The sequence below is a fragment of the Dongia deserti genome (assembly GCF_003574735.1).
Classification (GTDB): Bacteria; Pseudomonadota; Alphaproteobacteria; order Dongiales; family Dongiaceae; genus Dongia_A; species Dongia_A deserti.
Genome location: NZ_QORW01000003.1, coordinates 35,428 through 59,264, shown reverse-complemented (window position 1 = coordinate 59,264; position 23,837 = coordinate 35,428). Strand labels below are relative to the sequence as shown.

At 64.0% G+C, this 23,837-nt stretch carries 30 protein-coding genes and 1 riboswitch; of the genes, 11 read left to right on the top strand and 19 right to left on the bottom strand.

Annotated features, from left to right (window positions below):
- Nucleotides 1-24 precede the first annotated feature (24 nt).
- Complete coding sequence (locus DTX69_RS05435) at nt 25-1,023, bottom strand: VTT domain-containing protein (RefSeq protein WP_119300502.1); 999 nt, start codon at nt 1,021-1,023, stop codon at nt 25-27.
- Nucleotides 1,020-1,868, bottom strand: a complete 849-nt coding sequence (locus tag DTX69_RS05430) for a sterol desaturase family protein (protein ID WP_119300765.1) — start codon at nt 1,866-1,868, stop codon at nt 1,020-1,022. Before DTX69_RS05430 ends, DTX69_RS05435 begins: the two co-directional genes overlap by 4 nt.
- Before the next feature lie 72 nt (nt 1,869-1,940).
- Between DTX69_RS05430 and DTX69_RS05425 the strand changes: the two genes are divergently transcribed.
- Both DTX69_RS05425 and DTX69_RS05420 read left to right on the top strand, forming a co-directional pair.
- On the top strand, nt 1,941-2,624 hold the full coding sequence (locus DTX69_RS05425) for an ArsR/SmtB family transcription factor (RefSeq protein WP_119300501.1): 684 nt from the start codon (nt 1,941-1,943) through the stop codon (nt 2,622-2,624).
- Nucleotides 2,621-3,427 carry a class I SAM-dependent methyltransferase gene (locus tag DTX69_RS05420; protein ID WP_162916711.1) on the top strand — a complete coding sequence of 269 codons (807 nt, stop codon included), beginning with the start codon at nt 2,621-2,623 and terminating at the stop codon, nt 3,425-3,427. Before DTX69_RS05425 ends, DTX69_RS05420 begins: the two co-directional genes overlap by 4 nt.
- A 2-nt stretch (nt 3,428-3,429) precedes the next feature.
- On the opposite strand, the gene DTX69_RS05415 is transcribed toward DTX69_RS05420, so the two are convergent.
- Together DTX69_RS05415 and DTX69_RS05410 are read right to left on the bottom strand one after the other, a co-directional pair.
- Nucleotides 3,430-4,581, bottom strand: coding sequence for a M24 family metallopeptidase (locus DTX69_RS05415; protein ID WP_119300499.1), 1,152 nt, complete (start codon nt 4,579-4,581; stop codon nt 3,430-3,432).
- 11 nt (nt 4,582-4,592) lie between these two features.
- Nucleotides 4,593-4,958, bottom strand: a complete 366-nt coding sequence (locus DTX69_RS05410) for a tRNA-binding protein (protein ID WP_119300498.1) — start codon at nt 4,956-4,958, stop codon at nt 4,593-4,595.
- Nucleotides 4,959-5,093: 135 nt separating this feature from the next.
- Here DTX69_RS05410 and DTX69_RS05405 point away from each other — a divergent pair, with 135 nt between their 5' ends.
- Both DTX69_RS05405 and DTX69_RS05400 read left to right on the top strand, forming a co-directional pair.
- Nucleotides 5,094-5,684, top strand: a complete 591-nt coding sequence (locus DTX69_RS05405; RefSeq protein ID WP_119300497.1) for a hypothetical protein — start codon at nt 5,094-5,096, stop codon at nt 5,682-5,684.
- The gene (locus DTX69_RS05400; protein WP_162916709.1) at nt 5,681-6,250 is read left to right on the top strand and encodes a hypothetical protein; all 570 of its coding nucleotides are present in this window, start codon (nt 5,681-5,683) and stop codon (nt 6,248-6,250) included. Before DTX69_RS05405 ends, DTX69_RS05400 begins: the two co-directional genes overlap by 4 nt.
- Nucleotides 6,251-6,375: 125 nt before the next feature.
- Here DTX69_RS05400 and DTX69_RS05395 read toward each other — a convergent pair whose 3' ends face one another.
- The 6 genes from DTX69_RS05395 to DTX69_RS05370 all read right to left on the bottom strand — a co-directional run bounded on the left by DTX69_RS05395 (nt 6,376) and on the right by DTX69_RS05370 (nt 10,086).
- The gene (locus DTX69_RS05395) at nt 6,376-6,864 is read right to left on the bottom strand and encodes a phasin family protein (RefSeq protein ID WP_119300495.1); all 489 of its coding nucleotides are present in this window, start codon (nt 6,862-6,864) and stop codon (nt 6,376-6,378) included.
- A 156-nt stretch (nt 6,865-7,020) separates the two neighbouring features.
- A complete protein-coding gene (locus tag DTX69_RS05390) occupies nt 7,021-7,680 on the bottom strand; it encodes a TetR/AcrR family transcriptional regulator (RefSeq protein ID WP_162916707.1) in 660 nt (219 codons plus the stop codon).
- An 86-nt stretch (nt 7,681-7,766) separates the two neighbouring features.
- Nucleotides 7,767-8,252, bottom strand: a complete 486-nt coding sequence (locus tag DTX69_RS05385) for a YbaK/EbsC family protein (protein ID WP_119300493.1) — start codon at nt 8,250-8,252, stop codon at nt 7,767-7,769.
- Nucleotides 8,252-9,091, bottom strand: coding sequence for a pyrroline-5-carboxylate reductase (gene proC / locus DTX69_RS05380; protein WP_119300492.1), 840 nt, complete (start codon nt 9,089-9,091; stop codon nt 8,252-8,254). The genes DTX69_RS05385 and proC overlap by 1 nt, the downstream gene beginning before the upstream one ends.
- Nucleotides 9,092-9,100: 9 nt before the next feature.
- Nucleotides 9,101-9,553 (bottom strand): type III secretion system chaperone family protein, encoded by a 453-nt coding sequence (locus tag DTX69_RS05375; RefSeq protein ID WP_284735565.1) that lies wholly within the window; start codon nt 9,551-9,553, stop codon nt 9,101-9,103.
- A gap of 218 nt (nt 9,554-9,771) precedes the next feature.
- Complete coding sequence (locus DTX69_RS05370) at nt 9,772-10,086, bottom strand: accessory factor UbiK family protein (RefSeq protein ID WP_119300490.1); 315 nt, start codon at nt 10,084-10,086, stop codon at nt 9,772-9,774.
- An 81-nt stretch (nt 10,087-10,167) separates the two neighbouring features.
- Here DTX69_RS05370 and lgt point away from each other — a divergent pair, with 81 nt between their 5' ends.
- The 3 genes from lgt to pgeF all read left to right on the top strand — a co-directional run bounded on the left by lgt (nt 10,168) and on the right by pgeF (nt 12,942).
- Nucleotides 10,168-10,959 (top strand): prolipoprotein diacylglyceryl transferase, encoded by a 792-nt coding sequence (gene lgt / locus DTX69_RS05365; RefSeq protein WP_119300489.1) that lies wholly within the window; start codon nt 10,168-10,170, stop codon nt 10,957-10,959.
- A gap of 148 nt (nt 10,960-11,107) precedes the next feature.
- Nucleotides 11,108-12,181 carry a class I SAM-dependent methyltransferase gene (locus tag DTX69_RS05360; RefSeq protein ID WP_119300488.1) on the top strand — a complete coding sequence of 358 codons (1,074 nt, stop codon included), beginning with the start codon at nt 11,108-11,110 and terminating at the stop codon, nt 12,179-12,181.
- Complete coding sequence (gene pgeF / locus DTX69_RS05355; RefSeq protein WP_119300487.1) at nt 12,178-12,942, top strand: peptidoglycan editing factor PgeF; 765 nt, start codon at nt 12,178-12,180, stop codon at nt 12,940-12,942. The genes DTX69_RS05360 and pgeF overlap by 4 nt, the downstream gene beginning before the upstream one ends.
- A 4-nt stretch (nt 12,943-12,946) precedes the next feature.
- On the opposite strand, the gene DTX69_RS05350 is transcribed toward pgeF, so the two are convergent.
- From DTX69_RS05350 to DTX69_RS05330, 5 genes are all read right to left on the bottom strand, one after another.
- Nucleotides 12,947-13,510: a hypothetical protein gene (locus tag DTX69_RS05350; protein WP_119300486.1), complete on the bottom strand. Its 564-nt coding sequence runs from the start codon at nt 13,508-13,510 to the stop codon at nt 12,947-12,949.
- Between the two features lie 155 nt (nt 13,511-13,665).
- Nucleotides 13,666-14,253 carry a methyltransferase gene (locus DTX69_RS05345; RefSeq protein ID WP_284735564.1) on the bottom strand — a complete coding sequence of 196 codons (588 nt, stop codon included), beginning with the start codon at nt 14,251-14,253 and terminating at the stop codon, nt 13,666-13,668.
- A 10-nt stretch (nt 14,254-14,263) separates the two neighbouring features.
- Nucleotides 14,264-15,604 carry an ATP-binding protein gene (locus DTX69_RS05340; protein ID WP_284735563.1) on the bottom strand — a complete coding sequence of 447 codons (1,341 nt, stop codon included), beginning with the start codon at nt 15,602-15,604 and terminating at the stop codon, nt 14,264-14,266.
- 9 nt (nt 15,605-15,613) lie between these two features.
- Entirely contained in the window at nt 15,614-16,309 is a 696-nt protein-coding gene (locus DTX69_RS05335; RefSeq protein WP_119300485.1) for a response regulator, read from the bottom strand.
- A 12-nt stretch (nt 16,310-16,321) separates the two neighbouring features.
- The gene (locus DTX69_RS05330) at nt 16,322-16,813 is read right to left on the bottom strand and encodes a MarR family winged helix-turn-helix transcriptional regulator (RefSeq protein WP_119300484.1); all 492 of its coding nucleotides are present in this window, start codon (nt 16,811-16,813) and stop codon (nt 16,322-16,324) included.
- A 91-nt stretch (nt 16,814-16,904) separates the two neighbouring features.
- Between DTX69_RS05330 and DTX69_RS05325 the strand changes: the two genes are divergently transcribed.
- A complete protein-coding gene (locus DTX69_RS05325; RefSeq protein WP_119300483.1) occupies nt 16,905-17,801 on the top strand; it encodes a branched-chain amino acid aminotransferase in 897 nt (298 codons plus the stop codon).
- A gap of 56 nt (nt 17,802-17,857) precedes the next feature.
- Here the strand turns inward: DTX69_RS05325 and DTX69_RS05320 are convergent, their stop codons facing one another.
- The 3 genes from DTX69_RS05320 to moaD form a co-directional block, all read right to left on the bottom strand.
- On the bottom strand, nt 17,858-18,628 hold the full coding sequence (locus DTX69_RS05320; RefSeq protein ID WP_284735562.1) for a hypothetical protein: 771 nt from the start codon (nt 18,626-18,628) through the stop codon (nt 17,858-17,860).
- 173 nt (nt 18,629-18,801) lie between these two features.
- Nucleotides 18,802-19,251, bottom strand: a complete 450-nt coding sequence (locus DTX69_RS05315) for a molybdenum cofactor biosynthesis protein MoaE (protein WP_119300482.1) — start codon at nt 19,249-19,251, stop codon at nt 18,802-18,804.
- A gap of 8 nt (nt 19,252-19,259) precedes the next feature.
- Entirely contained in the window at nt 19,260-19,511 is a 252-nt protein-coding gene (gene moaD, locus DTX69_RS05310) for a molybdopterin converting factor subunit 1 (RefSeq protein WP_119300481.1), read from the bottom strand.
- A 189-nt stretch (nt 19,512-19,700) separates the two neighbouring features.
- Between moaD and DTX69_RS05305 the strand changes: the two genes are divergently transcribed.
- Complete coding sequence (locus tag DTX69_RS05305) at nt 19,701-21,107, top strand: methyl-accepting chemotaxis protein (RefSeq protein WP_119300762.1); 1,407 nt, start codon at nt 19,701-19,703, stop codon at nt 21,105-21,107.
- Nucleotides 21,108-21,238: 131 nt separating this feature from the next.
- Nucleotides 21,239-21,583 (top strand): arsenate reductase (glutaredoxin), encoded by a 345-nt coding sequence (gene arsC / locus DTX69_RS05300; protein WP_119300480.1) that lies wholly within the window; start codon nt 21,239-21,241, stop codon nt 21,581-21,583.
- On the opposite strand, the gene DTX69_RS05295 is transcribed toward arsC, so the two are convergent.
- The gene (locus DTX69_RS05295; RefSeq protein WP_162916705.1) at nt 21,580-22,746 is read right to left on the bottom strand and encodes a PAS domain-containing sensor histidine kinase; all 1,167 of its coding nucleotides are present in this window, start codon (nt 22,744-22,746) and stop codon (nt 21,580-21,582) included. The two genes, arsC and DTX69_RS05295, sit on opposite strands and share 4 nt — an antisense overlap.
- Before the next feature lie 301 nt (nt 22,747-23,047).
- Nucleotides 23,048-23,256: riboswitch (cobalamin riboswitch) on the top strand.
- Between the two features lie 31 nt (nt 23,257-23,287).
- Here DTX69_RS05295 and cobU point away from each other — a divergent pair.
- A complete protein-coding gene (cobU, locus tag DTX69_RS05290; RefSeq protein WP_119300478.1) occupies nt 23,288-23,830 on the top strand; it encodes a bifunctional adenosylcobinamide kinase/adenosylcobinamide-phosphate guanylyltransferase in 543 nt (180 codons plus the stop codon).
- The last annotated feature ends 7 nt before the right edge of the window (nt 23,831-23,837 follow it).

Genomic DNA, 23,837 nt, shown 5'->3' with positions numbered 1-23,837 from the left:
CGGATTCCAGCGTGGGATATTCCCCTATGCCGCAACGGGAGCGTTCCGGTCTGCAATGTTGAACCCGTGCCTGTCCCATTGCTCCATGCCGCCCCGCAGGACGCGAAGATCGCGGAACCCCGCATCGTGAAGCAAGGCAGCCGCGCTGGCTGATCGCTTGTCGGTCCGGCAAACCAAGACGATCGGACGATCTCTAACCGCGGAGAGCTCGTGCAGCCGCCGTGGCAACTCTCCGACAGGCACGTTACGGGCGCCGGGAATGTGCCCCAGCGGCCCCACGAATTCGTCCGCTCCGCGTACGTCGATGATTGTCGGCTGGAGATGATCGATCTCGCCCGACAGCTCGGCCGCATCCATCCAGCGGAACGGCATGCGTGATCGAATACGGCGAATGATGCGCGGCGCAAAGGCGATGGCGGCCAACAGCGCAAGCGCAATCAGCCCGTAGCGGATAGCCGTGTCATGTCCTGCGAGCGCCTCGCGTCCGGCATAGGCCAGCCACGTGTATGCCAGCGTTCCCGGAAACATGCAGACCAGAGAGGCGATGACATAGTGCAGGAGCCGGATGCGTGTGAGGCCAAACGCGTAGTTGAGCAGATTGAACGGGAACAGCGGTACGAGCCGAGCGAACGCGACGAAGCGCCAGCCTTCCTCCTCGACCCCGGTGATCAGCCGTTGAAGCCGTCCGCCCGCCTTGCGCCTGACCCAGTCGGACGCGATGTAGCGCGCCGTCAGGAAGGCAGCCGTCGCGCCGAGGGTTGCGCCGACGAGGTTGAAAAGGGTCCCCCACACCGGCCCGAATAAGACGCCGCCGACAAGACCGACGATCGCACCGGGCACGAAGAGCACAGTCGCGATCGTGAAGAGCAGGACATGCGCGAGTGGCGCCCAGGGCTCGATCGCGACAATTGCCTGCTCGATGAGTGCTGGATCGAAGCGGTCCCGATAGACCGCCAACAAGACTGCGCCGCCTGCCACGGCCAGCGCGAGCAGAAGGCGGAGAAAGACGCTCCACCGGGTCATGTCGCGTTTTCCCGGCGTCCGAGGGGATAAAGGCGGTCATCGTCACGGAACGGCTGAATCAGCATCCGATCCAGCCGAAGCTCGCGCGGGTTGCGAAACTGCTCGATTCCGATCGTCATTCCGTCATGGCCCGCTGCCGGCGCTGCGCGGTAGGTGCCGAACAGGCGATCCCAACAGGACAGATTGAAACCGAAGTTGCTGTTGGTTTCGCGCGGCACGACCGAGTGGTGAACGCGGTGCATGTCGGGCGTGACGACGATCTTGCGCAGTGCGCCGTCAAGCCACGGCGCGAGCCGCACATTGCCGTGATTGAACATCGACGTGGCATTCAGCACCACCTCGAAGAGCAGCACGGCGACCGCCGGTGCCCCGAGTGCCGCCACGATCCCGATCTTGATCACCATCGACAAGGCGATCTCCAGCGGATGGAAGCGCGCTCCCGTGGCCACGTCGAACTCGAGGTCGGCATGGTGCATGCGATGCAGCCGCCAGAGCGCGGGCACCGCGTGGACGAGGACGTGCTGCAGATAGATGGCGAGGTCCAGCAGGACGACGGATGCGATCACCGCGAGCCAGGTTGGTACCGGCAGCCAGTTGAACAGTCCCCAATCGTGCGCTGCTGCGGCGATCGCCGTGCCCACCGCCGCGACGGGAAAGATGATACGGATGAGCACCGTGTTCAGAACGACGATGCCAAGATTGCCTGGCCAGCGACGCAGGCGTCCGATCGTCTGGCGGCGCTTGGGCGCCAACAGCTCCCAGGCCGCCATGGCGACGAACACGCCGGCAAAGGCACCGAGGCGGATCGCGGCTTCATGCGCGAGCAATGTTTCGGTCCAGGTCATCGGCTCCACAGCGCTTGACGAGGGCAGGCGATCAGCGCATTATTCAATAAATCTGTTGAATGATGGAATGATATGACTCAGAAGTCAAGCGAGAGTCCGAAACAGGCCCTGTTCGCGCAGTTCGCTGCCGTCGCGAAGGCGGTGGCGCACCCCCATCGCCTCGCCTTGCTGGAGCAACTCGCACAGGGCGAGCGCAGCGTGGAACTGCTTGCCGACCGTGTTCATCTGTCGATCGCCAACGCGTCCCAGCATTTGCAGCACATGCGCCAGGCGGGCCTGGTGAGCGGGCGGCGCGACGGGAAGTTCGTTTTCTACAGGCTGACCGATGATTCGGTCCTCGATCTGCTCGCCGCGATCCAGCGCGTCGCGGAGCGTAACCTCGCCGAAGTCGATCGCGTGGTGCGCGGCTATTTCAACGATCGCGACAGCATGGAGCCGGTTTCGCGTGCCGAGCTCCTGGAGCGTATGAAGCTGGGGCTGGTCACCGTTCTGGACGTCCGGCCGGCCGACGAGTTCGCGCTGGGTCATCTGCCCGGAGCGCTCAATGTGCAGCTCGGCGAGCTGGAGCGGCGCCTGACCAAGCTCAACAAATCCAAGGAGATCGTCGCCTATTGCCGCGGCCCCTACTGCGTCCTGTCCTATGAAGCGGTCGCGCTGCTCAGGGCGCGCGGCTTCAAGGTCCGGCGCCTGCAGGACGGACTGCCGGAATGGCGCGCCGCCGGATTGCCGGTGGAAACCACCACACAGCGCCTATGAGCTACTCCGACCCCGAAGGCTATGAAGCATTCATGGGGCGCTGGAGCGCGCGCTTGGCTCCGCTGTTCCTGCGCTTCGCGGGTCTCGAGGATGGGCAACACATTCTCGATGTTGGCTGCGGAACGGGCGTGCTGGCGCGTGCCGCCTTGGCAGACGGGAGAACCATCCGAATCACCGGCGTGGACCCAGTCGAGAGCTTCATCGCATTTGCGCGGCGGGCGAGTAGTTCGCGCGCCGAGTTTCAAGTCGGTTCCGTAGAGGCGTTACCGTTTCCGGACGGCGTATTCGACGCAACGTTGGGCCTTCTGGTGCTGCAGGAATTTGCCGAGCCCGATCGGTCCATCGGCGAGATGGTGCGCGTGACGCGGCCGTTTGGCCGGGTCGCGGCCTGCCAGTGGGACTTCCGCGGCGGAATGCCCATGATGGCGATGTTCTGGGAAGCAGCGACCGCGTTGGCGCCGGACGAAGTCGCCGGCTACCAGGCCAAGGCGCGGCCGCTCCGGAATGCCGACCTCGAGGAATTCTCGAGACGATGGATGAAGGCAGGACTGTCCAATGTCAGGACCGCGCATCTCGAATTCCGGATGCCGTTCCGATCCTTCGAGGAGTTCTGGTTGCCGTTCAGGTCCAGTGCCACGCCGTTTTCCGCCTTTGCGGCTCAGCTCGACCGCGAGTCCGGCGGCGAGCTCGAACGGCTCTATCGAAAGAAGCTGCAGAATATCCGGTCGGATGGCTCGTTTGAGCTTTCGGCGCGGGCCCTGGTGGTCAGCGGTCAGCGCAATTCGATGGACGGCCGAGGCTAACGCTACCGCACGACCAGCTCCAGCGAGCGCTGGGATAACGCCTCACATCCGGTTTCGTTGACCAGCACGGTCTGCCCGCTGGTCATGGCGAGACCGTGCTCGCTGTCGAAGATGATGAGGTGGATAAAGTAGACCTGTCCCGGCGCCGCGGGCTCGCTGTTGCCGTGATAGAACATCGGCCAATCCATCCAGTTCGGCGCGAAGGTGGCGCCGAGGCTGTAGCCGGTGGCGTTCATGCGGTGCTGGCGATAGCCGGCGGCATCCAGCACGCGCGCGTGCGCGTCGAACACCGCGCCGATCGGACGGCCGGGCTTCAGCGCTGCCTTGCAGGCTTCGAGCGCCTCGACCGCGACCTTGTGCATCTCGATCTGGCGCCGCGACACTTTGCCGACGGGAATCGTGCGCATCAGGCAGGAATGATAGTGGCGATAGACGCCGGCGAACTCGAGCGTCAGCTGATCCTGCGCGTCGAGTTTGCGCCGCCCCGTCTTGTAGCGGCAGAGCAGGGCGTCCGGGCCCGAGCCGATGATGAACTCATTGGCCGAATCGTCGCCGCCATTTCGGATGATGATCGACTGCATCGCGGCCAGGATCTCGCCCTCGTCGGCGCCGGGCTTGGTCAAGCGATGCGCTTCGTCCAGCGCCAGGTCGGCGAGGTGCGCGGCCTCTCGCACATACGCGATCTCCTGCGGGCTCTTGACCAATCGGAGGCGCGAGACGAGATCCGAGGCATCCTGCAGATCGGCAAAGCTGTCGAACGCCGCCTGCAGCCGCATGCCGCCGCGGGCGGTGAGGCCGTAGGCTTCCCATTCGACTCCCAGCGTCTTGCCGGCGAGGCCGAAGGTCCGCAGATACTCGCGCAGTTCGGCCGAGGGGTCGGCATTGGGTGCGTCGATCCAGATGCGGATGTCCTTGATGTCGGAGGTGTTCTCGGCCTGACGCAGATCCGGCATGCGGGTCAGCAGCATGAGCCTGCCGTCGGCGCCGAGATAGAGGCATTGGAAATAGACATAGCCGAACGTGTCGTAGCCGGTCAGGTAGTACATGCTTTCCTGCCGGAACATCAGCAGGCCATCGAGCCCGCGCTTCTGCATCAGCACGACCGCGCGCTCGCGCCGCGCCGCCAGTTCCGATTCCGAGAAATGCAACGCCATCTATGTCGTCCTCAATAGAGCCGGCCGCCGTTCGGCACGGAGAGGCTCGGCTGGATCAGCACGACCGCGCCGTTCTCATCCGGGAAGCCCAGCACCAGCACTTCCGACATGAACTTGCCGATCTGCTTCTTCGGGAAATTGACCACCGCCGCGACCTGCCGGCCGACCAGCTCCTCCAGCGTGTAGCGCTGAGTGATCTGCACCGAGGTTCGCCGCGTGCCGATGGCAGGCCCGAAATCCACGGTCAGCTTGTAGGCCGGCCGCCGCGCCTCGGGAAACGGCTCCGCCGCGATGATGGTCCCGGCGCGAATATCGATCTTGCGGAAGTCATCGTAGCTGATCTCCCCGGAAAGCGGCTCCGATTGTCCCTCTGGCATGCCTCGGCTCGTGGTTAACTGCGCAAGGGCGGGAGACTACGGAACTTGCGTGCACTTGCAAAGAGGCCGCCTCCAGCCCCGGACCTTCCCGCAATGATTGAACTCTGATAGCTTCATGGTGCCAAAGAGGGCCGCATGAGCGACTACACGCGTCTGAACAGGGGTTTCGTGAACTGGCAGGGGCAGCGCGTCTTTGTGCCGTGGTTTGGCGCGCCGCGAATAGTACCGTCGGCTCAAGAGGAAACACGGGTGCTGAAAATGCGCTACCGCATGGATATTATCACTGCGTCGACGCTGATTCTGTTCTTCGTAGCCGCGCGTTCGATTGGTGATAGTGATGTTCTTGCCGTAGCGACCGGAGCAGCCATTGCTTCTGGCCTGAGTGCCCTCGGATGCGGAATGCTCCTGGAGCATTGCTGGGTAAGGGATTGGCTGCCTCTGACGACGGCGTGGTCTAGCCGTATTCGCTTCATGCTCAGCTATTTCAGAACGCTGCCGATCCTCGATCGAGTAAAGGAACTTGGATGGGGCGCACTTGGGGGCGCTATATGCGGAAAAGCGCTCTATTCGATGTTGTTGGCTCCGGGCGAAGGTTGGCGCGAATACTGGTTCGTGGTTAGTCCGATGCTGATCGGATTCAGCGTGTTGACGTTCCTTGCTGCCCGTCATGCGGTACTGGCCCTGTTCTCATTACCGCCTCGTGCAGGGACCGCGAGGTCCGCATGAACGGAGGTGATTGCCTAAGTAGAGTGTTCGTCGAATGGCAGGGCCAACGGGTGTTCGTGCCTTGGTTTGGCGCGTTGCGTGTCGTACCGTCGGCTGAGAACGGAAGCCGACTCGCAAGAGCCCACGAACGCACACACATTGTGCTCGCCTTGGGATTCTTCCCCGGCGTTGCCGCCGCGTTCTGGATTGGCGAACCCGATCTCCTTCGGGGCCTGCTGGTCGGGATGGTGATCGTTTTGGGTGCGAGTATAATTCGCGACTATAGACACGTTCGGGCGTGGCCGAAGCTCAATGCTGGCGGCTACTGGCAGTTCAACCTTGCGCGGCTTCAGTCCCTTCCGGCAGCCGAATGGCTCCAAGCGCTGGCACCGAAGTTGGCCGCAGTTCTGATCTTCTCCCTTATCTACTTCCCGCTAGAGGGATGGCTCGCCGAAGATGCTGGTTCCACGCCGCTTGCAGTCAAGTGGGCGTTGATCATCCTTGGTCCGGGGTTTCTCGGGTTTCTTTTGATGCGCGACGCCGCAATTGTCGTCGTGTCGCTGATGCTCCGGCTCCGGCGAGCTTAGGCTTGACAAGGCAGGTTGGAAAACAAAACCGCCCGCTGTGGGGGACAGCGGGCGGTCAGTTTTTAAGAAGGTCTGCCGACTTGGGGGGAAGGGGAGACCTTCTCGGGCCTACTCGAGAGTAAGCGTTACTTCTTCGCGATCTTGGCGACGGCCACCTTGACGTCTTCGATGTTGGCAACCGCGCGCTTGGTCAGCACGTCGACCGCTTCAGCCTGCGACTTCTGCAGGGTGTCGACGAGCTCGCGCAGATTGGCGAGCGCCTCTTCGAAAGCCGCCTTGGTGAGGTCAGCCTGCTTCGCGAACTTGTCTTCCGGCGTGCCGGCCGTGGTCAGCTCCTTGGTGACCTTGCCGAACTCCTCGAACGCCTTGCGGGCGATCTCGGCCTGGCGCTGCGCAACCGCCTTGACGCCATCGAAAGCGAGCTGGTTGGCGGCGGTCAGGGCCTCGACGTTCTTGCGCTGGAGCGCGAAGACCGCGTCGAAGTCAAAGCCCGGCGCCTTGCCGTTGACGAAATACTTGCCGAAGTCGCCAGCCCACTTGCTGAACTCGGCCTGAAACTGGGTAAAGTCGGGAACCTTCACGAACTCGGTCTCGACGGTCTGTGCCTTGGCCATCTCTGATCTCCTCAGGGGTATGGTTAAACTTGTTCGGACCCCGTCCCGGGCCGCCGAACTGTTCTTAAGGCCAATATTGTGCAGTGCAACAGGAACGTCAAGGGAATTTTTGCTGCGATGCAAAAAATCTGCGATTAAGCTATATTAATCATACAATTAATCTCTGACGCGGCGCGTCAAACCGATCCACCGATCGATCTGCGCAAGACGTTTATCCAGTTCTGCCATGGTCTTAGATAGGTCGGCAGTCTCATCCTTGAGCCAGACGCGAAGCGCGCAAGCATAGATGGCGCCGAGCCCCTCGATGCGGAAGGCGCCCCGCAGCCCGGAGGCGGAGACGCCCGCTGCCTCCAGCATGTTTGCCAGGGACCGGCGAAGCTGGAACATCAGGCAGCCGGCCTCGAACGGCGTATGCGGCAGTTCCCAGACCAGGGCCGCATACGCTTCCTTGTGCTCGCTGAGGATGTCGAACCGCCGCATGATCAGGTCAAAGAGCTTGTCCTTGACCGAGCCGTCCAGCGGATCCTCCTCCAGGCTGGCGAACAGCCGGGCGTCGATGTCTCGGCTGATCCCGGTCAGGATCGCCGCCTTCGACGGATACGCTTCATAGGCGGCGGCGAGGCTTAGCCCCGCATCCTTCGCGATCTCGGCGTAAGAGAGTTTGCGCCAGCCACCGGCTGCCACCATGCGCAGCAGCGCCTCGCGCATGGCCGCCTTGGGGTCGCCCGCGGGACCCTTGGGCGATGGTCTCGGCCGGGGACGCGGCCGGGCCTTCGGTCTAGCTTTCTTCGCTGCCTTGCGCGCGGATTTGGCCATGACCTGCTCCATTCCTTGCGCCGAACCTTAATAAGCACTTTGGCGCGGGAAGAGGACGAGAGCAAGGCTTTGAGAGGGCTGGACTCCTAACTCACCTTCAGCACGTGGCCCCCGGTGATGCGCCGCAAATCCGCCGGCGTGAGGCGAAAGACGGCATTCGGAGACCCTGCTGCAGCCCAGATCTCGTCATATTGGTTGAGGTCTGCGTCGATGAAAACGCGCACCGGTCCGGTATGGCCGACCGGCGCAACGCCGCCGATGGCAAACCCGGTCGAGGCGCGCACGAACTCCGCATCGGCCCGGCCGATCTTGTCGCCCAGCACTGCTTCCAGCTTCTTCTCGTCCACCCGGTTGACGCCGCTCGCGATCACCAGCACCGGCTGGTTGGCGCCCTTGGCCCGAAAGATCACCGACTTGGCGATCTGCGCAACCGTGCAGCCGATGGCAGCTGCCGCATCCGCGGAGGTGCGGGTCGACGCATCGAATTCCTTGATCTCGGTTTCGAGGCCGTGGCGCGCGAGCGCGTCGCGCACGCGGGCGATGCTACCCCTGGCCCCCGGCGCAGCGTCCATCACTTTCCTTCGGCGATCTCGCGCCCGCGCGTCGTGGCGGCGGCGATGGCCTTGGTGAGCAAGGGCTGCAATCCATCCGGCGCCATCAGGACGGCCAGCGCCTCGATGGTCGTGCCCTTGGGGCTCATCACCGCCTCGCGCAACTTGGTGGCGGATTCGCTCGATTGGTACGCCAGCTCGCCGGAGCCGACCACCGTCTCTCGCGCCAATTGCATGGCAAGGTCGGCGGGCAAGCCCGCTGCGCGGCCCGCTTCCGCCAGGTATTCTATCAGTAGGTAGACATAGGCCGGCCCGCCGCCCGAGAGCGCCGTGACGGCGTTGATCTGGTCCTCTTCGTCGATCCAGCCGACCTTGCCGACGGCAGACAAGAGCTGTCCGCACAATTCGAGCGTGGCGGCCGGGATGCTGGGGTCCTTGAGGATGACACTCATGCCGCGCCCGACCGCGGCCGGCGTGTTGGGCATGGAGCGGACGATCGCTGCATCAGCACCGAGCTTGCTCTTGAGATAAGCGACGGTCTTGCCGGCAGCGATCGAGAGAAAGACCGTGCCCGCCTTGGCGAATCGCCGATAGGCGGGCAGGGCCTCGTCCATGAATTGCGGCTTGATCGCCAGGAGCACGATGCCGGGCTGCAGTCCGGCCGGCAGCTGATCAATCGCGGCCGCGATGGTGACGCCGCGGGCCTGGACATCCTCCAGGTCCCGCGGCGCCGGATCCACCACGAACACGTTCTTGCCGGCGACGCCGCGCCCCAACCAGCCGCGCAGCAACGCACCACCCATCTTGCCGCAACCCACCAGCAGAAGCGGGCCGGGCAAGACGATCTTCTGATCGCTCATCGTTGAGTTTTAGGCCTCTCCGACCGTCTCCAACATGGCGGCTTCCATCGCCTCATGGGGCTTCTTACCGCCCCACAGCGCGAATTGGAAGGCAGGGTAGAAACGCTCGCATTCGCCGATCGCGGTTTCAAGCAGATCCTCAAGCTGCTCGGCGACGATCCCACTGGTGCCGCGTAAGAGGACGGTATGGCGGTACATCGGCGACATCTCCTCGGAGGAGAGGTCGAAATGGCCGAGCCAAAGCCGTTCGTTGATCATGGCTAGCAATTCAGAAACCAGCAGGCGCTTGCCGGCCGGAATCTTCATGTCGAACAAGCACGAGAAATACAGGGCCCCCAAATCCTCCTGCCAAACAAAGAACATGCGGTATTCGCACCACTGACCACGGAACTCGACCACCATCTCTTCGTCAGCCGAACGCTCGTGCCGCCATTCATTGACGGCCACCAGCTCTTCCAGCATGTCGATGGGATTGTGACGGGTTTGGGTCGACTCAACTCGGAGCAATGCCATTGCTAGCGCCCTCCATGCGTCGCCCCCCGGAGGCCCGCAGGTGGGGCCGCGCCCCCAGGACTAGATGACAGAACAGTGAATCCCCACAACAAATAGAGTTGCAAATTTGGGACTCCAGCGCAAGCGGGGAATTAAGGAAATTTCGAGTCCCAGTCTAAGAAGAGCGCCTAAGGCTGTTCAGACTCGAACTCTTGTGGAGGCGCGTCGGTGCGGTTCGCGGCCGCGATGGCATCCTCGGCTGCCAGTCGGGCTTCCAAGGTGGCAACGCGCGCTTCCAGCCGGATCTGCGCCTCGCGTGCCGCCTGGGCGACCGCCTTCATGGTGTCGAACTCCTCGCGCGGCACCAGATTCATGCGGGCGAGCAGCCTTTCCAGCTGCTGCTGGACGCGGACCTCGACCTCATGCTTCACGCCGCTGACGGAACCCAAGGCGCCGCTGGCCACTTTGGCTAGGTCATCGAGAAATCGGTTGTCGGTCTGCATGGTCGCTTCGCTTGCCGCTGTCGATGGCTCCACTTATAAACCGATCGCCGGCCGTTTCCATCCATTCCATCGGTTCCGCACATGATGTTTCCCGAGTTCGATCCGGTTGCGTTGCAGATCGGACCTATTGCCATTCGCTGGTATGCCCTCGCCTATATCGTCGGCATTCTCCTGGCCTGGCGCTATTGCATTTGGCAGGCGCAGCTGCCGCCGCAGCGCGTGTCGCGCACGCAGTTCGACGACCTCCTGTTCTGGGTCACTATCGGCATCATCGCCGGGGGACGGCTGGGGCAGGTGCTGCTGTGGGAGCCCAGCGTCTATCTCGCCAATCCGCTGGAGATCTTCAAGATCTGGAAGGGCGGCATGGCGTTCCATGGCGGCCTCATCGGCGTAATCGTTGCGATCGTGCTCTATGCTCGTAGCCAGAAGCTCAGTCCGTTTGCCTTCTCCGACGTGATCGCTGTCTCGGCCCCAATCGGTCTCTTTCTCGGCCGCGTTGCGAACTTTGTTAATGGCGAGCTGGTCGGCCGGCCAACCGATGTGCCCTGGGCCTTCATCTTCCCGCACATCGACAATGTGCCGCGCCACCCGAGCCAGCTGTATCAGGCTGCGCTCGAAGGCATCGTGCTCTTCCTCTTCCTGTTCTGGGCCGCCCGCCAGCAACGGATCCGCGAGCGGCTCGGCATGATGACCGGCCTGTTCCTGATCGGCTACGCCATCGCGCGCTCGATCGGCGAGGTCTTCCGCGAGCCGGAAGTGAGCCTCGGCGCCTACAGCTTCGTGACCTGGGGCCAGATCCTGAGCGTCCCCATGTTCCTGTTCGGCCTCTATCTCGTGATGCGCAAACCGCGCATGGCGGAAGGAGGCAAGTGAGCGCGATATTCGCCAGCAGTGCACGTTCTTCTCTCACTGTCATCCCGGCCTTGAGCCGGGACCCATGGTCCAGCCGCGCGTGCGACTGCGGAATGGACCCCGGCTCAAGGCCGGGATGACGGATGGAGTAGCGGAAAGTGCAGGGGCAATGACCTCCGCCCTCGATCTTCTGAAGCGGCGCATCGCGGCGAGTGGGCCGGTCACGGTCGCGGAGTTCATGCGCATCGCGTTGGCGGAGCAGGGGACCGGCTACTACGCGACGCGCGATCCGCTTGGCGGTGCGGGCGACTTCATCACCGCGCCGGAAATCAGCCAGATGTTCGGGGAGCTGCTCGGCCTCTGGTGCGTCGACTCGTGGGAGCGCGCAGGCGCGCCTGATCCGTTCCTGCTGGTGGAACTGGGTCCGGGTCGCGGCACGCTGATGGCGGATGCCCTGCGCGCCGCCAAGGTGCGGCGGCCATTCCTCTCCGCCATGCGGCTGCATCTGGTGGAGATCAGCCGGCCCTTGCGCGCGTTGCAGGAGCAGAGGCTCGGTGCCTTTCATCCGCTGTGGCACGACGATCTGACGACCTTGCCCGACGGACCGGCCCTGATCGTCGGCAACGAGTTCCTGGATGCTCTGCCGATCCACCAGTTCCAGATGACGGAGCGGGGTTGGCGCGAGCGCGGCGTCGATCTCGTGAACGACACGCTCGCCTGGACGTTGCTGCCGCCCGGCCCGCAACTCGCCCTGTTGCAGGCGGCGCACAAGCGTGCGAAGCCGGACGAGATCGCGGAAGTCTGTCCAGCCGCCCTGTCCATTGCCAGCACGGTCGGTGCGCGAATGGCTGAGGAGGGCATCGCGGCCTTGTTCATCGATTATGGACCCGCCGACAGCGCCGTCGGCGAGTCGCTGCAAGCCGTGAAGGCGCACCGCTTCTGCGATCCGCTGGCCGAGATCGGTGCCGCCGATCTCACCGGCCACGTCGATTTTGCGGCGGTGGCGAACGCCGCGCGCGAGGCCGGCGCGCGTACCCACGGCGCGTTGGCACAGGCGACCTTCCTGGAAACACTCGGCATCCGCACGCGCGCAGCGCTGCTGTCCGCGAAAGCAAGCGAGGCCGACCGCAGCGCCATCGCGCAAGCCATGACCCGCTTGATCGATCCCCGGCAAATGGGCAGTTTATTCAAGGCGCTCGCCATCTCGCATCCGGACCTGCAGGAGCTTGCCGGCTTCCCATGATCAAACTCAGCGTTTTCGAAACTCTGCCCGGCATCCGCCACGGCTTCATGACGCGCGCCGGTGGTGTCAGCGAAGGCATCTACGATTCGCTCAATTGCGGTCTCGGCTCCGACGATGAGCCAGAGCGCGTGCGTGAGAATCGCCGGCGCGTGCTTAAGCTGGCCGATATTCCCGCGAACACGCTGCTGACCGCCTATCAGGTGCATTCGCCGGACGTGTTGGTGGTCGAAGAGGAATGGCGCGACGGGCCGCGGCCAAAGGTCGACGCGCTGGTCACCAGGCGCAGCAATATCGCCATCGCCGCGTCATCGGCCGATTGCGTGCCGATCCTGTTCGCCGATCCGGAGGCACGCGTCGTGGGAGCCGCCCATGCGGGTTGGCGCGGCGCGGTCAGCGGCGTGCTGCAGGCGACGGTGAAGCAGATGTGCGCGCTAGGCGCGCGGCCGGAGCGCATCCGCGCCGGGGTCGGCCCGTGCATCGGTCCGGCGAGCTACGAAGTCGGTCCGGAGTTCCCGGCACCGTTCCTCGCGCAGGACCCGGCCAACGCGCGGTACTTCCGGCCTGCTCAGCGCGACGGTCATTACATGTTCGACCTCGAATCCTACGTCGCTGCCGCGCTCGAAGCGATGAATCTTGCGGAGATCGAGGTCGCACACCGCGACACCTGCGCCGAAGCGGGTACCTTCTTCAGCTACCGCCGCTCCGTCCTGCGCAAGGAGCCGGACTACGGCCGCCACGTGTCGGTGATCGGGTTGGTGTAGAGGCTCATTCGATCCCACGCTTGTCGTGGACGTTGTATGTGCACGGTGCGATCTCGACGATTGTCAGATAATTGTGAGATCCGTAGTCGCTCGCGTGGAACAGACCGTCGCGATAGATATTTGCCCATAGGATCAGCCTGGCGTTCGGACCTTCTCGATAGCTGCTGCTGAATGAAATCGTCTCCTCATTGCAACCGGGCCACGGTTCCCAATGTGTGGGGTAGCCAAAAGCGGTAGAGTCGAAGACTAAGACGACGACGCAACCCCAATGACAGTCGTCTCTTGTGCGCTCAGGTGTCGGGCATCCGGTATCATTGACCTGCGCCTCATCGAACCTGCCATCGGTAAAGCGCTCATGAAAGGTCGGCGGCAGCTCGAATGGCCTAGGCTTGAACTCTCGGCTCACCTCGCTTCCGATGAAGCAGAATCGATCATAGCCCGGAGCGAAACGTTCCAGGATCGCTGCGACGATTCGGCTTCGCGGCTTCGGCTCGGGATCGGCACCGGCCTGCGGGGTCGGCACAATGGACAACAGCAGGATGAAAACGATCAGGATTCGCCGGCTCACGGTCGTCTCCTTCGACGCCCTGAGCTTCCATCCTGATTGCGGCCGAATGGTGTCGGATTGATGGCGCTACCACACGCCGGGAACCAGCCTATGGCGCACGCGTGTGGCGTAGTCGGCGTAGCCCGGCAGTTCCGCCATCAATGTGCGCTCCTCCATCACCGCGCGGATGGCGAACAGCAGGATGATGACCGGCGCGAGCGCCAGGCCCCACCATGTCCGAGCAGCAGCGGAATGCCGGCGATCAGCAGCAGCGTGCCGCCGTACATCGGATGCCGCACGATCGCATATGGTCCCGCACTGATCACGCGGTGCCCGCGCTCGGCCTGGATCTTCACCACCGGGACGGCGAAGCTGTTCGTGCGCATGATCAGGAACATGATGTACAAGGAGACTGCGATCGCGACGGCGCCGATCGCTCGGAGCCAGAGCGGCACCTCGGACCAGCCGAAGCGCGCGGCGTCCAGGCTCATCACCACGAACCAGCCGCACCAGCGGAGCAGGAACGTCGCTATCAACGCCCCGTCCCACGGCTTCTGCTCGCGCTGGATCAGAGGCTTCAGCCGCTCTTCGAGGAGGGCGGGATTGTGGCGCCCCAGCCAGCCCGTGATGAGGGCGCTTGCGATGCTGAACTCGAGGAGAAAAACCCAGCCGGCGGGCCACGCCAGCGTTCCGGCGGACACGAATAGCAGCACGAGCATGATCACGAGGCCGATCACCGATTTCTGAATCAGGCGTCGGGTCATCGATTGATCGCTAGACAGGCACCCTCAGCACCGCGCGCAGGCCGCCGAGCGGTGAATCGCCGAGCGTCAGATCTCCGCCATGGCTGCGCAGGATGTCGCGCGCGATCGTGAGCCCGAGACCGGTTCCGCCGGTCTCCTCGTTGCGCGAGGCATCAAGACGGAAGAACGGTTTGAAGACGTCCTCGCGGCTGTCGATCGGCACGCCAGGCCCGTCATCGTCCACCACGATCTCCACGCTGCCGCGGCGGCGATTGAGCGCGACCTCGACGCGGCCGGCGTAACGCTGCGCATTGCCGACGATGTTGGCCACCGCGCGGCGGAAGGCGTCGCGCCGCAGCGGAACCGTGATCTCGGAGTCGGTTGCGGCGAAGCCGATGCGTGCGCCGTTGCGCCGAGCGCCGCTCACGACATCCTCGACCGCCGCCACGATGTCGGTCTCGGTCGGCAGCTCGGTCCCTTCGCCGCGCGCAAAGGCGAGATAGGCATTGACCATGCCTTCCATGTCCTCCACGTCGCGCTTCAGGTCCTCGATCGCCGGAGTCTGTCCCATCATCGCAAGCTGGAGCTTCATGCGGGTGAGGGGGGTCCTGAGATCGTGGCTGACGCCCGCCAGCATCTCTGTGCGCTGCTGCATCTGCCGGCGGATGCGGTTGCGCATCTGGTTGAAGGCACGGCCCGCCACCTCCACCTCGGCCGCGCCGTCCAGCACGAACTCGCCCACGTCGCGGCCCTTGCCGAAATCGTCCGCCGCCTGGGCCAGGCGCCTGATCGGCCGCACCTGCCCGCGCATGAACAAGGTCGCCAGTGAGAGCAGCACCAGCGAGGTGCCGAGCATCCACAGGAAGAATATGTACGTCGTGGAGGAGAACAGGCGTCTGCGCTCCACGACCACCTGCAGCACGCCTTCCGGGAGCTGCACGTGGATCTCGACCTCCTTCTCCAGCGATCGGCTGTCGATGATGAACGGCCGCTCGACCCGCGATTCCAACGCATCCGACAGCTGCCGGTCGACCAGGTTCTGGCGCATGATGGTGGGATCGTTGGGCAGGATCTGGCCGAGGTTGAAATTGAAATCGATGCGCATGGTGGAGCTGGCGACGCGGAAGATGCGCTTGGCGCGCTCTTCACTGATCGGATGCGGCATCAGCTGGATGGCAGCGGCGATGTCGCCGGCCACGCTCTGCGCCAGGCGACGCGTCACCGTGTTCCAGTGGCTGTCATAGAACACCCAGGCCGACACCACCTGCAGCAGCACCACCGGCGTCACGATGATCATGATCGAGCGGCCGAGCAGCGAGCGCGGCAGCATCGCCTCAAACTCCACCAGCAGTGCACGCAGTGCCATCAGCATGGGATACGATCAGTCCGGCTGCAGGACATAGCCGCGCCCGCGCACGGTCTGGAGGAAACGCGGAAAGCGCGGATCGTCCTCGACCTTGCGGCGCAGCCGCGTCATCTGCACGTCGATCTGCCTGCTCTCGCCGCCTTCCTCGCCCTGCGGCGACAGGTCCTCGCGGGAGACCGGCTCGCCCGCGCGGCGCGCCAGCTGGAACAGCAGCTCTGATTCCGCCTCGGTCAGATGCACGGGTTCACCCGACTTGAACAGCCGCCGCCGCTCGATCTCGAACACGAATGCGCCGAACTTCACCGCGCCGACGCTGGTCTGGCGCTCGCTCCGCGCCTGCGCGCGCTTCAGGATGGCGCTGATCCGCAGCACCAGCTCGCGCGGCTCGAACGACCCCTTCACCAGGTAATCATCGACGCCGGTTTCCAGGCCCGCGATCCGGTCGGTGGCTTCGCCCATCGCGGTCAGCAGAAGGATCGGCACCAGGCTGCTCTCACGGAGGCTGCGCGCGAGATCGACCCCGCTCTCCCCCGGCATCATCACGTCGAGCACCAGCAGGTCGAAAGTGATGCCGGCCATCTTGGCGCGGGCATCGGCAGCGTCGACCGCAGTGGTGACGCGATAGCCTTGCTCGGTCAGATAGCGGCCGAGCAGATCGCGCAGCCTCTTGTCGTCGTCGACGACCAGGATGTGCGGCTGGGCTTCGCTCATCGTGCTCGCCGACTAGCGCGGCAGGCTCGGGCGGAAGCGCCGCCGATCGCCTTCCTCGATCATGCCCAGCAGCACCTTGCGGAAGCCGTCGACGGCATCCGCGCCGGCCGAGCGATAGGCGCGAGCGATCAGCGCCCGCTGCTCCTCCGTCAGCTTGCGCTCCAGCTCCGACCCCTTTTCGGTGAGGCTGAGCAGCCGCTGACGCCGGTCCGTGGAGCCCGGCTTCTGGGTGATGAACCCCTGGCGCACCAGCTGGCCGAGCACCCGGCTCAGGCTCTGCTTGGTGATGTGGAGGATGCCGAGCAGTTCGGACACGGTCATGCCCGGATTGCGGCCGACGAAATAGATGACCCGGTGGTGGGCCCGTCCGAAGCCGAACTGGGCCAGGGTCTGGTCGGCTTTCGCGGTGAAATCGCGGTAGGCGAAAAACAGCATCTCGATGCCCTGGCGCAGCTCATCTTCGCGCAGAAACAGCGGATTTGCCGGTGATTTTATGTCAGCCATGTTGACTTATTTGTTCGATTGTTCTAACGCTGGTCTGGACTACGATGAACCATAATACAATCCCTACCCCCCTCCCGTGGAGTTGTCAGCGATGAGTTTAGTCCCATTCGATGACCGTGACGGAGTCATCTGGTTCGACGGAAAGTTAATCCCCTGGCGCGATGCCAAGCTCCATGTCCTGACCCATGCCATGCATTATGCCGGCGGAGCCTTTGAGGGCGAGCGGGCCTATGGGGGCCGGGTCTTCAAGTCGCGGGAACATTCCGAGAGGCTGCACAAATCGGCGGAGATCCTGGGCTACACGATTCCCTACTCGGTCGATGAGATCGAAAAGGCCAAGGCCGAAGTCGTGAAGGCCATGGGCGGCGGAGACCTCTATGTGCGTGCTATTGCCTGGCGCGGCAGCGAGCAGATGGGCGTGGCGGCGCAGCAGGCGAAGATCCACCTCGCGATCGCGGCCTGGGCTTGGCCGTCGTATTTCTCGCCGGAGCTGCTGGAAAAGGGTATCCGCCTGAAGTGGGCGATCTATCGCCGGCCGTCGCCCGACACCGCGCCGACTGCCTCGAAGGCGTCGGGCCTGTACCAGATCTGCACCATCGCCAAGCACGATGCGGAGCGCGAAGGCTACCAGGACGCCATGATGCTGGATTATCGCGGCCAGCTGGCCGAGGCGACCGGCGCCAACGTATTCCTGGTGCAGAACGGTGAGCTCCACACGCCGACGCCCGACTGCTTCCTTAACGGCATCACGCGCCAGACGGTGATCGACCTTGCGCGCAAGCGCCAGATCAAGGTGGTGGAACGCGCCATCATGCCGGATGAGCTCGGCAAGACGCAGGAAGTGTTCCTGGTCGGCACCGCCGCTGAAGTGACGCCGGTCGGCCAGATCGGCGAATACAAGTTCACCGTAGGCTCGGTGACCAAACAGCTGCGCGAAGACTACCTCAAGGAAGTGCGCCAACCGGCAACCAGCGCGGCTGCGGAATAGCGAACGCGGACTGCCTCACAGCACCCGTCGCGGCAGCTTGCGGCGGCGGGTGCCTGTCATTGTTCATGCTGCTTGCGCCATCCGTAGCGCGTCATCCCTCGCGGCTTGTAGATCGATAGCGCAACGAGCAAGAGCAGCATCACCAAGCCGCCGGCGGCATGCATCCGCATCGAGCGCCTCAAGCCGAGCAGATCGGCGTCGGTCACCGCGCCGTCTGCTGCAACGCCTGCCATGTGGCTGATTCCATCCATTTGCTGCAGCAGCACATAGATGGTGACGACCGTGAGCAGGAGCTTCGCCAGGACCCAATAGTGTCGGAACAGGCCCCACGGCGTGCCGAGCGATTGGATGATGCCGATGGCGAGCGCAGCGAGAATCAGGGGAAGGATGACGTACCAGGCAATCAGTTCATTTGCGATGTAGGCCGCACGTACCACCTGGCCGTTTGTGCTGCTCAGACCGACGATCGCGAGCAGGAGAAAAACGGCGACTGCGCCGAGCGAGCTGATGGACGCGATGATGTGCGCCATCAGCACCGGCTTGCGGAGCTGTGGCGCCATGGTAGTCGAGGCGGTCGGCGGCCAGCGATCGACGAGTCCGCTCCAGTTGACCGCCGCGCCGATCGCGGCGAAGACCCCCAGAAGCGCCAGAAGCCCCCAGCCTGCATGGCTACCCGCTTGATCAGGTGATGCGTGGCGGCCGGGACCGTGGGGACCAGCGACGCCAGCCAGGGCCAAGACCGCGACCAGCATGACAAGACCGCCGATAACGGTGCCAGACACAGTTACCCAGCGCGGGGTCCCGGGATAGGGGGGCAAGTCGGCCATCTGGATGCTCTCCTTCAGGCGCGGGTGCGAGGCATCATCCGGGATGGCTGTCGGCCGTGGCGGCATCTGTCCCGTTGGGCCTGGAACGATGGAACATGCCGCCACCCTGCGGTCCTCGCGAGAGAGCCGGCAAATTTTCGGACCCTTCTGGTGTTGGATTCAGATGGCGGAGCCTATCGCTTCCATTTCTCCGCCGCGCGGTCGTCGCTCTCCTTGGCTTCGACCCACGCGGTGCCCTTGGCGCCTTCTTCCAGTTTCCAGAACGGCGCCTTGGTCTTCAGCCAGTCGATGAGGAAGGCGCACGATTCGAGCGCGGCCTGGCGATGCGCCGATGTCGTCGCGACCAGCACGATGCGATCGCCGGGCTCCAGCCGCCCGTAACGATGGATGATGAGCACGCCGTCGAGCGGCCAGCGTGACCGCGCTTCGGCCTCGATCTCGGCCAACCGCTTCTCGGTCATCCCGGGATAATGCTCCAGCGTCATCGCGCTGACCGCGCCCTGGTCCGCGAGGTCGCGCACCAGGCCCACGAAGCTGGCGAGGCCGCCGATTTTACTGTTGCCTTCGGTCAGCAGCGCCAATTCCGTGCCGATGTCGAAATCCTCGCGCTGGACTCTGATCATGGCTGCTCTCAGCCGCCGGTCACCGGCGGGAAAAGTGCGATCTCGTCATCGGGCCGGACCGGGTGATCGTGCTCGACATATTCGTGGTTGATCGCGACCTTGATCACGTTGCGCCGGTCGAGGGCGGCGGCGTATTGCGGGCCCAGCGTCGCGAGCCAGTCGAGGAGCCCCTCCACGGTCTGGACGTGATCGGGGGCAACCAGCTCTTCCTCGGCTTTGCCGATGTTGGTTCTGACCCAAGCAAAGTACAGCAGCTTCATGAAACCTCCGTCCGAGTTCTCGGACCACAGATACAGATAATGTCAAATCGCGGCTCGCGCCATCGTTGGGCATTTCGGCCCAGCCACACGATTTCCATGCGATCCGACCTTTGTCTAGGTCTGAATTTTACCCCTACTTAACGCATAGTCTCCTAGGTTTCACCGATGAAAGCTTTGGATCTTCGCAAGATGGTTGAGGCAGGGGACTCGGCTTCCGTGGCGGATTCCGGCTTTGCCCAGAGGATCGCCGAAAAGGCGGGCTCGCTGGGCGTGCAGCTGGCCGATGCGGCCGGCTCGATCGACGATGTGGCCAAGGTCGTCGCCAACCAGGCGCAACAGTTCGAGGAACTGCGCGTCGCCGCCGATGCGATGGTCGCAGCCAACGAACGCATCGCGGGCGAGGTCGAGACCGCGGCCAGGAACGCAGGTCACGCCGCTGCCGAAATGTCCGCCTCGCGCGGATCGCTCGAATCCTCTCTCGCCGACGTGCGCAGCCTTGCCGCCAGCGCCACCGCGATCGAAAGCAAGATCACTGGCCTGCGCCAGGCGCTGGAGCAGATCGCCAAGGTGGCGCAGACCATCGATGCGATCGCCAAGCAGACCAACCTTCTCGCTCTCAACGCGACGATCGAGGCGGCACGTGCGGGCGATGCCGGCCGCGGCTTCGGCGTGGTCGCGGGCGAGGTCAAGGCGCTGGCGCGCCAGACGGCAGACGCCACCCAGCAGATCGCCGGAACAGTCGGACAGCTGACGCAGCAGACCGGGGAACTGAGCCGCGAGGGCGCCGAAGCGACCAAGCGCGCTGCAAAGGTCGAGTCGGGCACCGCGGCGATCGGCGATGTGGTCGAGAAGTCCGCGCGCGCCATTAGCGACATCGCCGCCCAGGCCGAAGCCATCGCCGGCGAGACGCGGCAGATCCGCGAGCGCGGTAGCGTGCTGACCAGTGCGTTCGTGGGGCTCTCGGGCGGAGTCAAGAAATCGACCGGCGATCTGAGCCAGGCCAAGGATCGCATCAATCATCTGCTGGATGTGGCGGAGGACCTGATCGAGGCGACCGCCGATGCCGGGGTCGAGACTACCGACATGCCGATGATCCGCCTGGTGGTGGAGAACGCGGCCAAGATCGGCGCCTTGTTCGAGCAGGCGATTGATCGCGGCGAGATCACGCTGCAGGACCTGTTCGACGAGCGCTATGAACCCATCGTGGGCACTGAGCCGCAGCAGGTGATGGCGAAGTTCACCGCTCTGACCGACCGGCTCCTGCCGCCGATCCAGGAGGCGGCGCTGGAGGTGGATGCCCGCGTCGTGTTCTGCGCGACGGTGGACCGCAACGGTTATCTGCCGACGCACAATCGCAAGTTCTCACAGCCGCAACGCAAGGGCGACGTGCTGTGGAACACCGCCAACTGCCGCAACCGCCGCATCTTCAACGATCGCGTTGGCCTGAAGGCCGGCCGCAACGAAAAGCCCTTTGTAGTCCAGACCTATCGCCGCGATATGGGCGGTGGCAACTTCGCTTTGATGAAGGACGCCTCCGCCCCGATCTGCGTCAAAGGGCGCCACTGGGGCGGTGTGCGCTGCGGGTATAAGGTATAACGGCGCGTCTGAGTTCTTCTCTCGCACTCTTAATCGTCATGGTCGGACTTGGTCTGACAAGGTTGCAAGTGCATGGCTTGCTCAAACAATTGCGCTGCATTACCGTCGCCGCCTGCTGCAGGAGGCAAGGCATGGCCGTCACCATCTATCACAATCCCAATTGTTCAACCTCGCGCAAGGTGCTGGGCTGGCTCAAGGACAAGGGCATCGAGCCCAAGGTAATCGAGTATCTGAAGACTCCGCCGAGCGCGGGGGAGCTGAAGCGCATCCTGAAGCAGATGAATGCCAAGCCACACGACATCCTGCGTCGCAAGGGTGAAGCGTATGAAGCGCTGGGCGATGTGAGCAAGCTCAATGCCGACGCGCTGATCGGTAAGATGCTGGAGGACCCGGTGCTGATCGAGCGGCCCATCGTCGTTACGGACAAGGGCGCCGCGCTGTGCCGTCCACCGGAGAAGGTATGGGATGTCGTCTAGCTCTGCGCGGGAAAGATCAGCCGCGCGATGGTGCCGCGATTGAGTTCGGACAGGATTTGCAGCTTTCCGCCATGCGCCTCGATCAGGTTCTTGACGATCGGCAGGCCGAGGCCGCTGCCGGTCGGATCGGTTGCGGCCGCGTTGCCAACGCGGCCGAATGGCTCCAGCGCCACGGCGATCTCTGCCTGGCTCATGCCGATACCGGTGTCTGAGACCGTCACGGCGATCGCCTGATCGGGCGTGCGTTGCACGGCCATCTCCACCTTGCCGCCAGGGTGGGTGAACTTGATGGCATTGGAGAGCAGGTTGATGACCATCTGCTTGGTGCGGCGACGATCCGCAGTCAGCATCAGGCTCGCCGCGGTGCCGTAGACCTGGAGCTTGAGCCCGCGACCGTCGATCATCGGCCGCATCATGCGCGCGCATTCGTCAAGCAGTTCGACGAGGTCGAAGGGCGTGCGCTTCAGTTCCAGCTTGCCCGCCTCCACCTTCGCCAGGTCCAGGATGTCGTCGATCAAGGCCAGCAGGTGCGTGCCGGCCTGGTGGATATAGCCGCCATATTCCGCGTATTTGTCGACCTGATCGCGCCCGAAATGCAAGCCGCGGACAACCTCCGAGAATCCCAGGATCGCATTCAAGGGCGAGCGCAACTCGTGACTCATTTGAGCGAGGAAGGTGCTCTTCGCGCGGCTGGCGGCTTCGGCGGAAGTCTGCGCGCTGCTGTTCAGGTTGCTGGCCTGCCGGCTCAGTTTCTCTTGCGCCTCGGCCAACTGGCGCGCCCGATCCATATGCTCGGTGATGTCGTGGCTGATCTTGAAGACGGACGGCGTGCCGCGATAGGAGACGCGCTGCGCCGCGACCTTGACCCAGATCGTGCTACCGTCGGCGCGCCGCAGCTGCACTTGCTTTTGTGTGCCGCCGGTACCGGCATCGATGTCACGCAGCAGCGCACCGCGTCGCTCCGGCTCGACATAGAATTCGAGAATGGAGCGGCCACTCAACGCCTCGGCTGACGTGCCGAACATGGCTGCCGCCGCATCGTTGGCATGAAGCAGCGCGCCCGTTTCCCACGCGGCGATGGTGACCGGCACAACAGATGACAAGCGCAGCAATCGGCTGATTTCTTCGTCGGCCGGCCCGCTGAAAGGTTCGTTGGACGCCATGCCCTCGTTCGCCGCTTCGCTCAAGGTGTTCCGCGTTCGGGGGCCTGAACCTATCCCCGAACGCGGAGTCGACGCAGCGACAGAAAAGAATGTTGGCAGGGTACAGCCGCCTTTCCAGATCGCCGGATGACGCATCTTTGATATTGGGGTGTGTGATTTTGAGCTTTTCCGCGGAACGTGGCAGGAGTGCTGGCGACCAGCCAAAAGCGTGACAAATCCGATGGTTAGTTGATCCTACTGGGCGTCTTGCTCCGCTTGCCAGAGGCCCGATCAAGAGGGATGGAAAGCGGCCGATCTCTCCGCTATGGTCCGCTTGTCCGTCGTGAGGGAAGCCGGTGCGCGCAAAGGTCAGAGGCGTAAATCCGGCGCTGCCCCCGCAACTGTAGGATCGCCCGCCGCACTCCGGCGGAATCAAGGACGGCGCATCGGCCACTGGCCTTTCAGGCTGGGAAGGCGCGACCAAAGTCCCGCGATCAAGCCAGGAGACCTCAACGGACGCTCGGTTTGTCGGCCGCCTCGGCGGGAGGAAGGGACCACATTCATGGCAGCCATCACGGCTGGCACCACGCAACCATTGCCGCCGGTCACTCTGGTGCTGGGCGGCGCGCGCTCCGGCAAAAGCAGTTTCGGCGAACGGATCACCGTCGCGCATCCGCGCGGCTGCGTCTATGTCGCGACCGCCGAGATCGGCGATGAGGAGATGGCCGAGCGCGTGCGTAAGCACCAGGCGCGGCGCGAGGCTCATTGGCGCACCGTCGAAGCGCCGCTTGAGCTTGGGCCTGCGATCGTGGCCGAAACAGAACAGGGCGCGGCGGTCCTGGTGGATTGCCTGACGCTCTGGCTCAGCAATCTGATGGCGGCGGGCCGCGATCCGGCGAAAGAGAGTGAAGACCTTGTCCGCGCGCTGGGGCAGGCCGGCGGTCCGGTTGTCTTCGTTTCCAACGAAGTCGGCCTCGGCATCGTGCCGGACAACGCGCTGGCGCGCGCTTTCCGCGATCACGCCGGCCGCCTCAACCAGCGCGTGGCGGAGGTCGCAGATAATGTGTTTTTCGTGGCGGCGGGCTTGCCGCTGCGCCTGAAATGAGGGGATT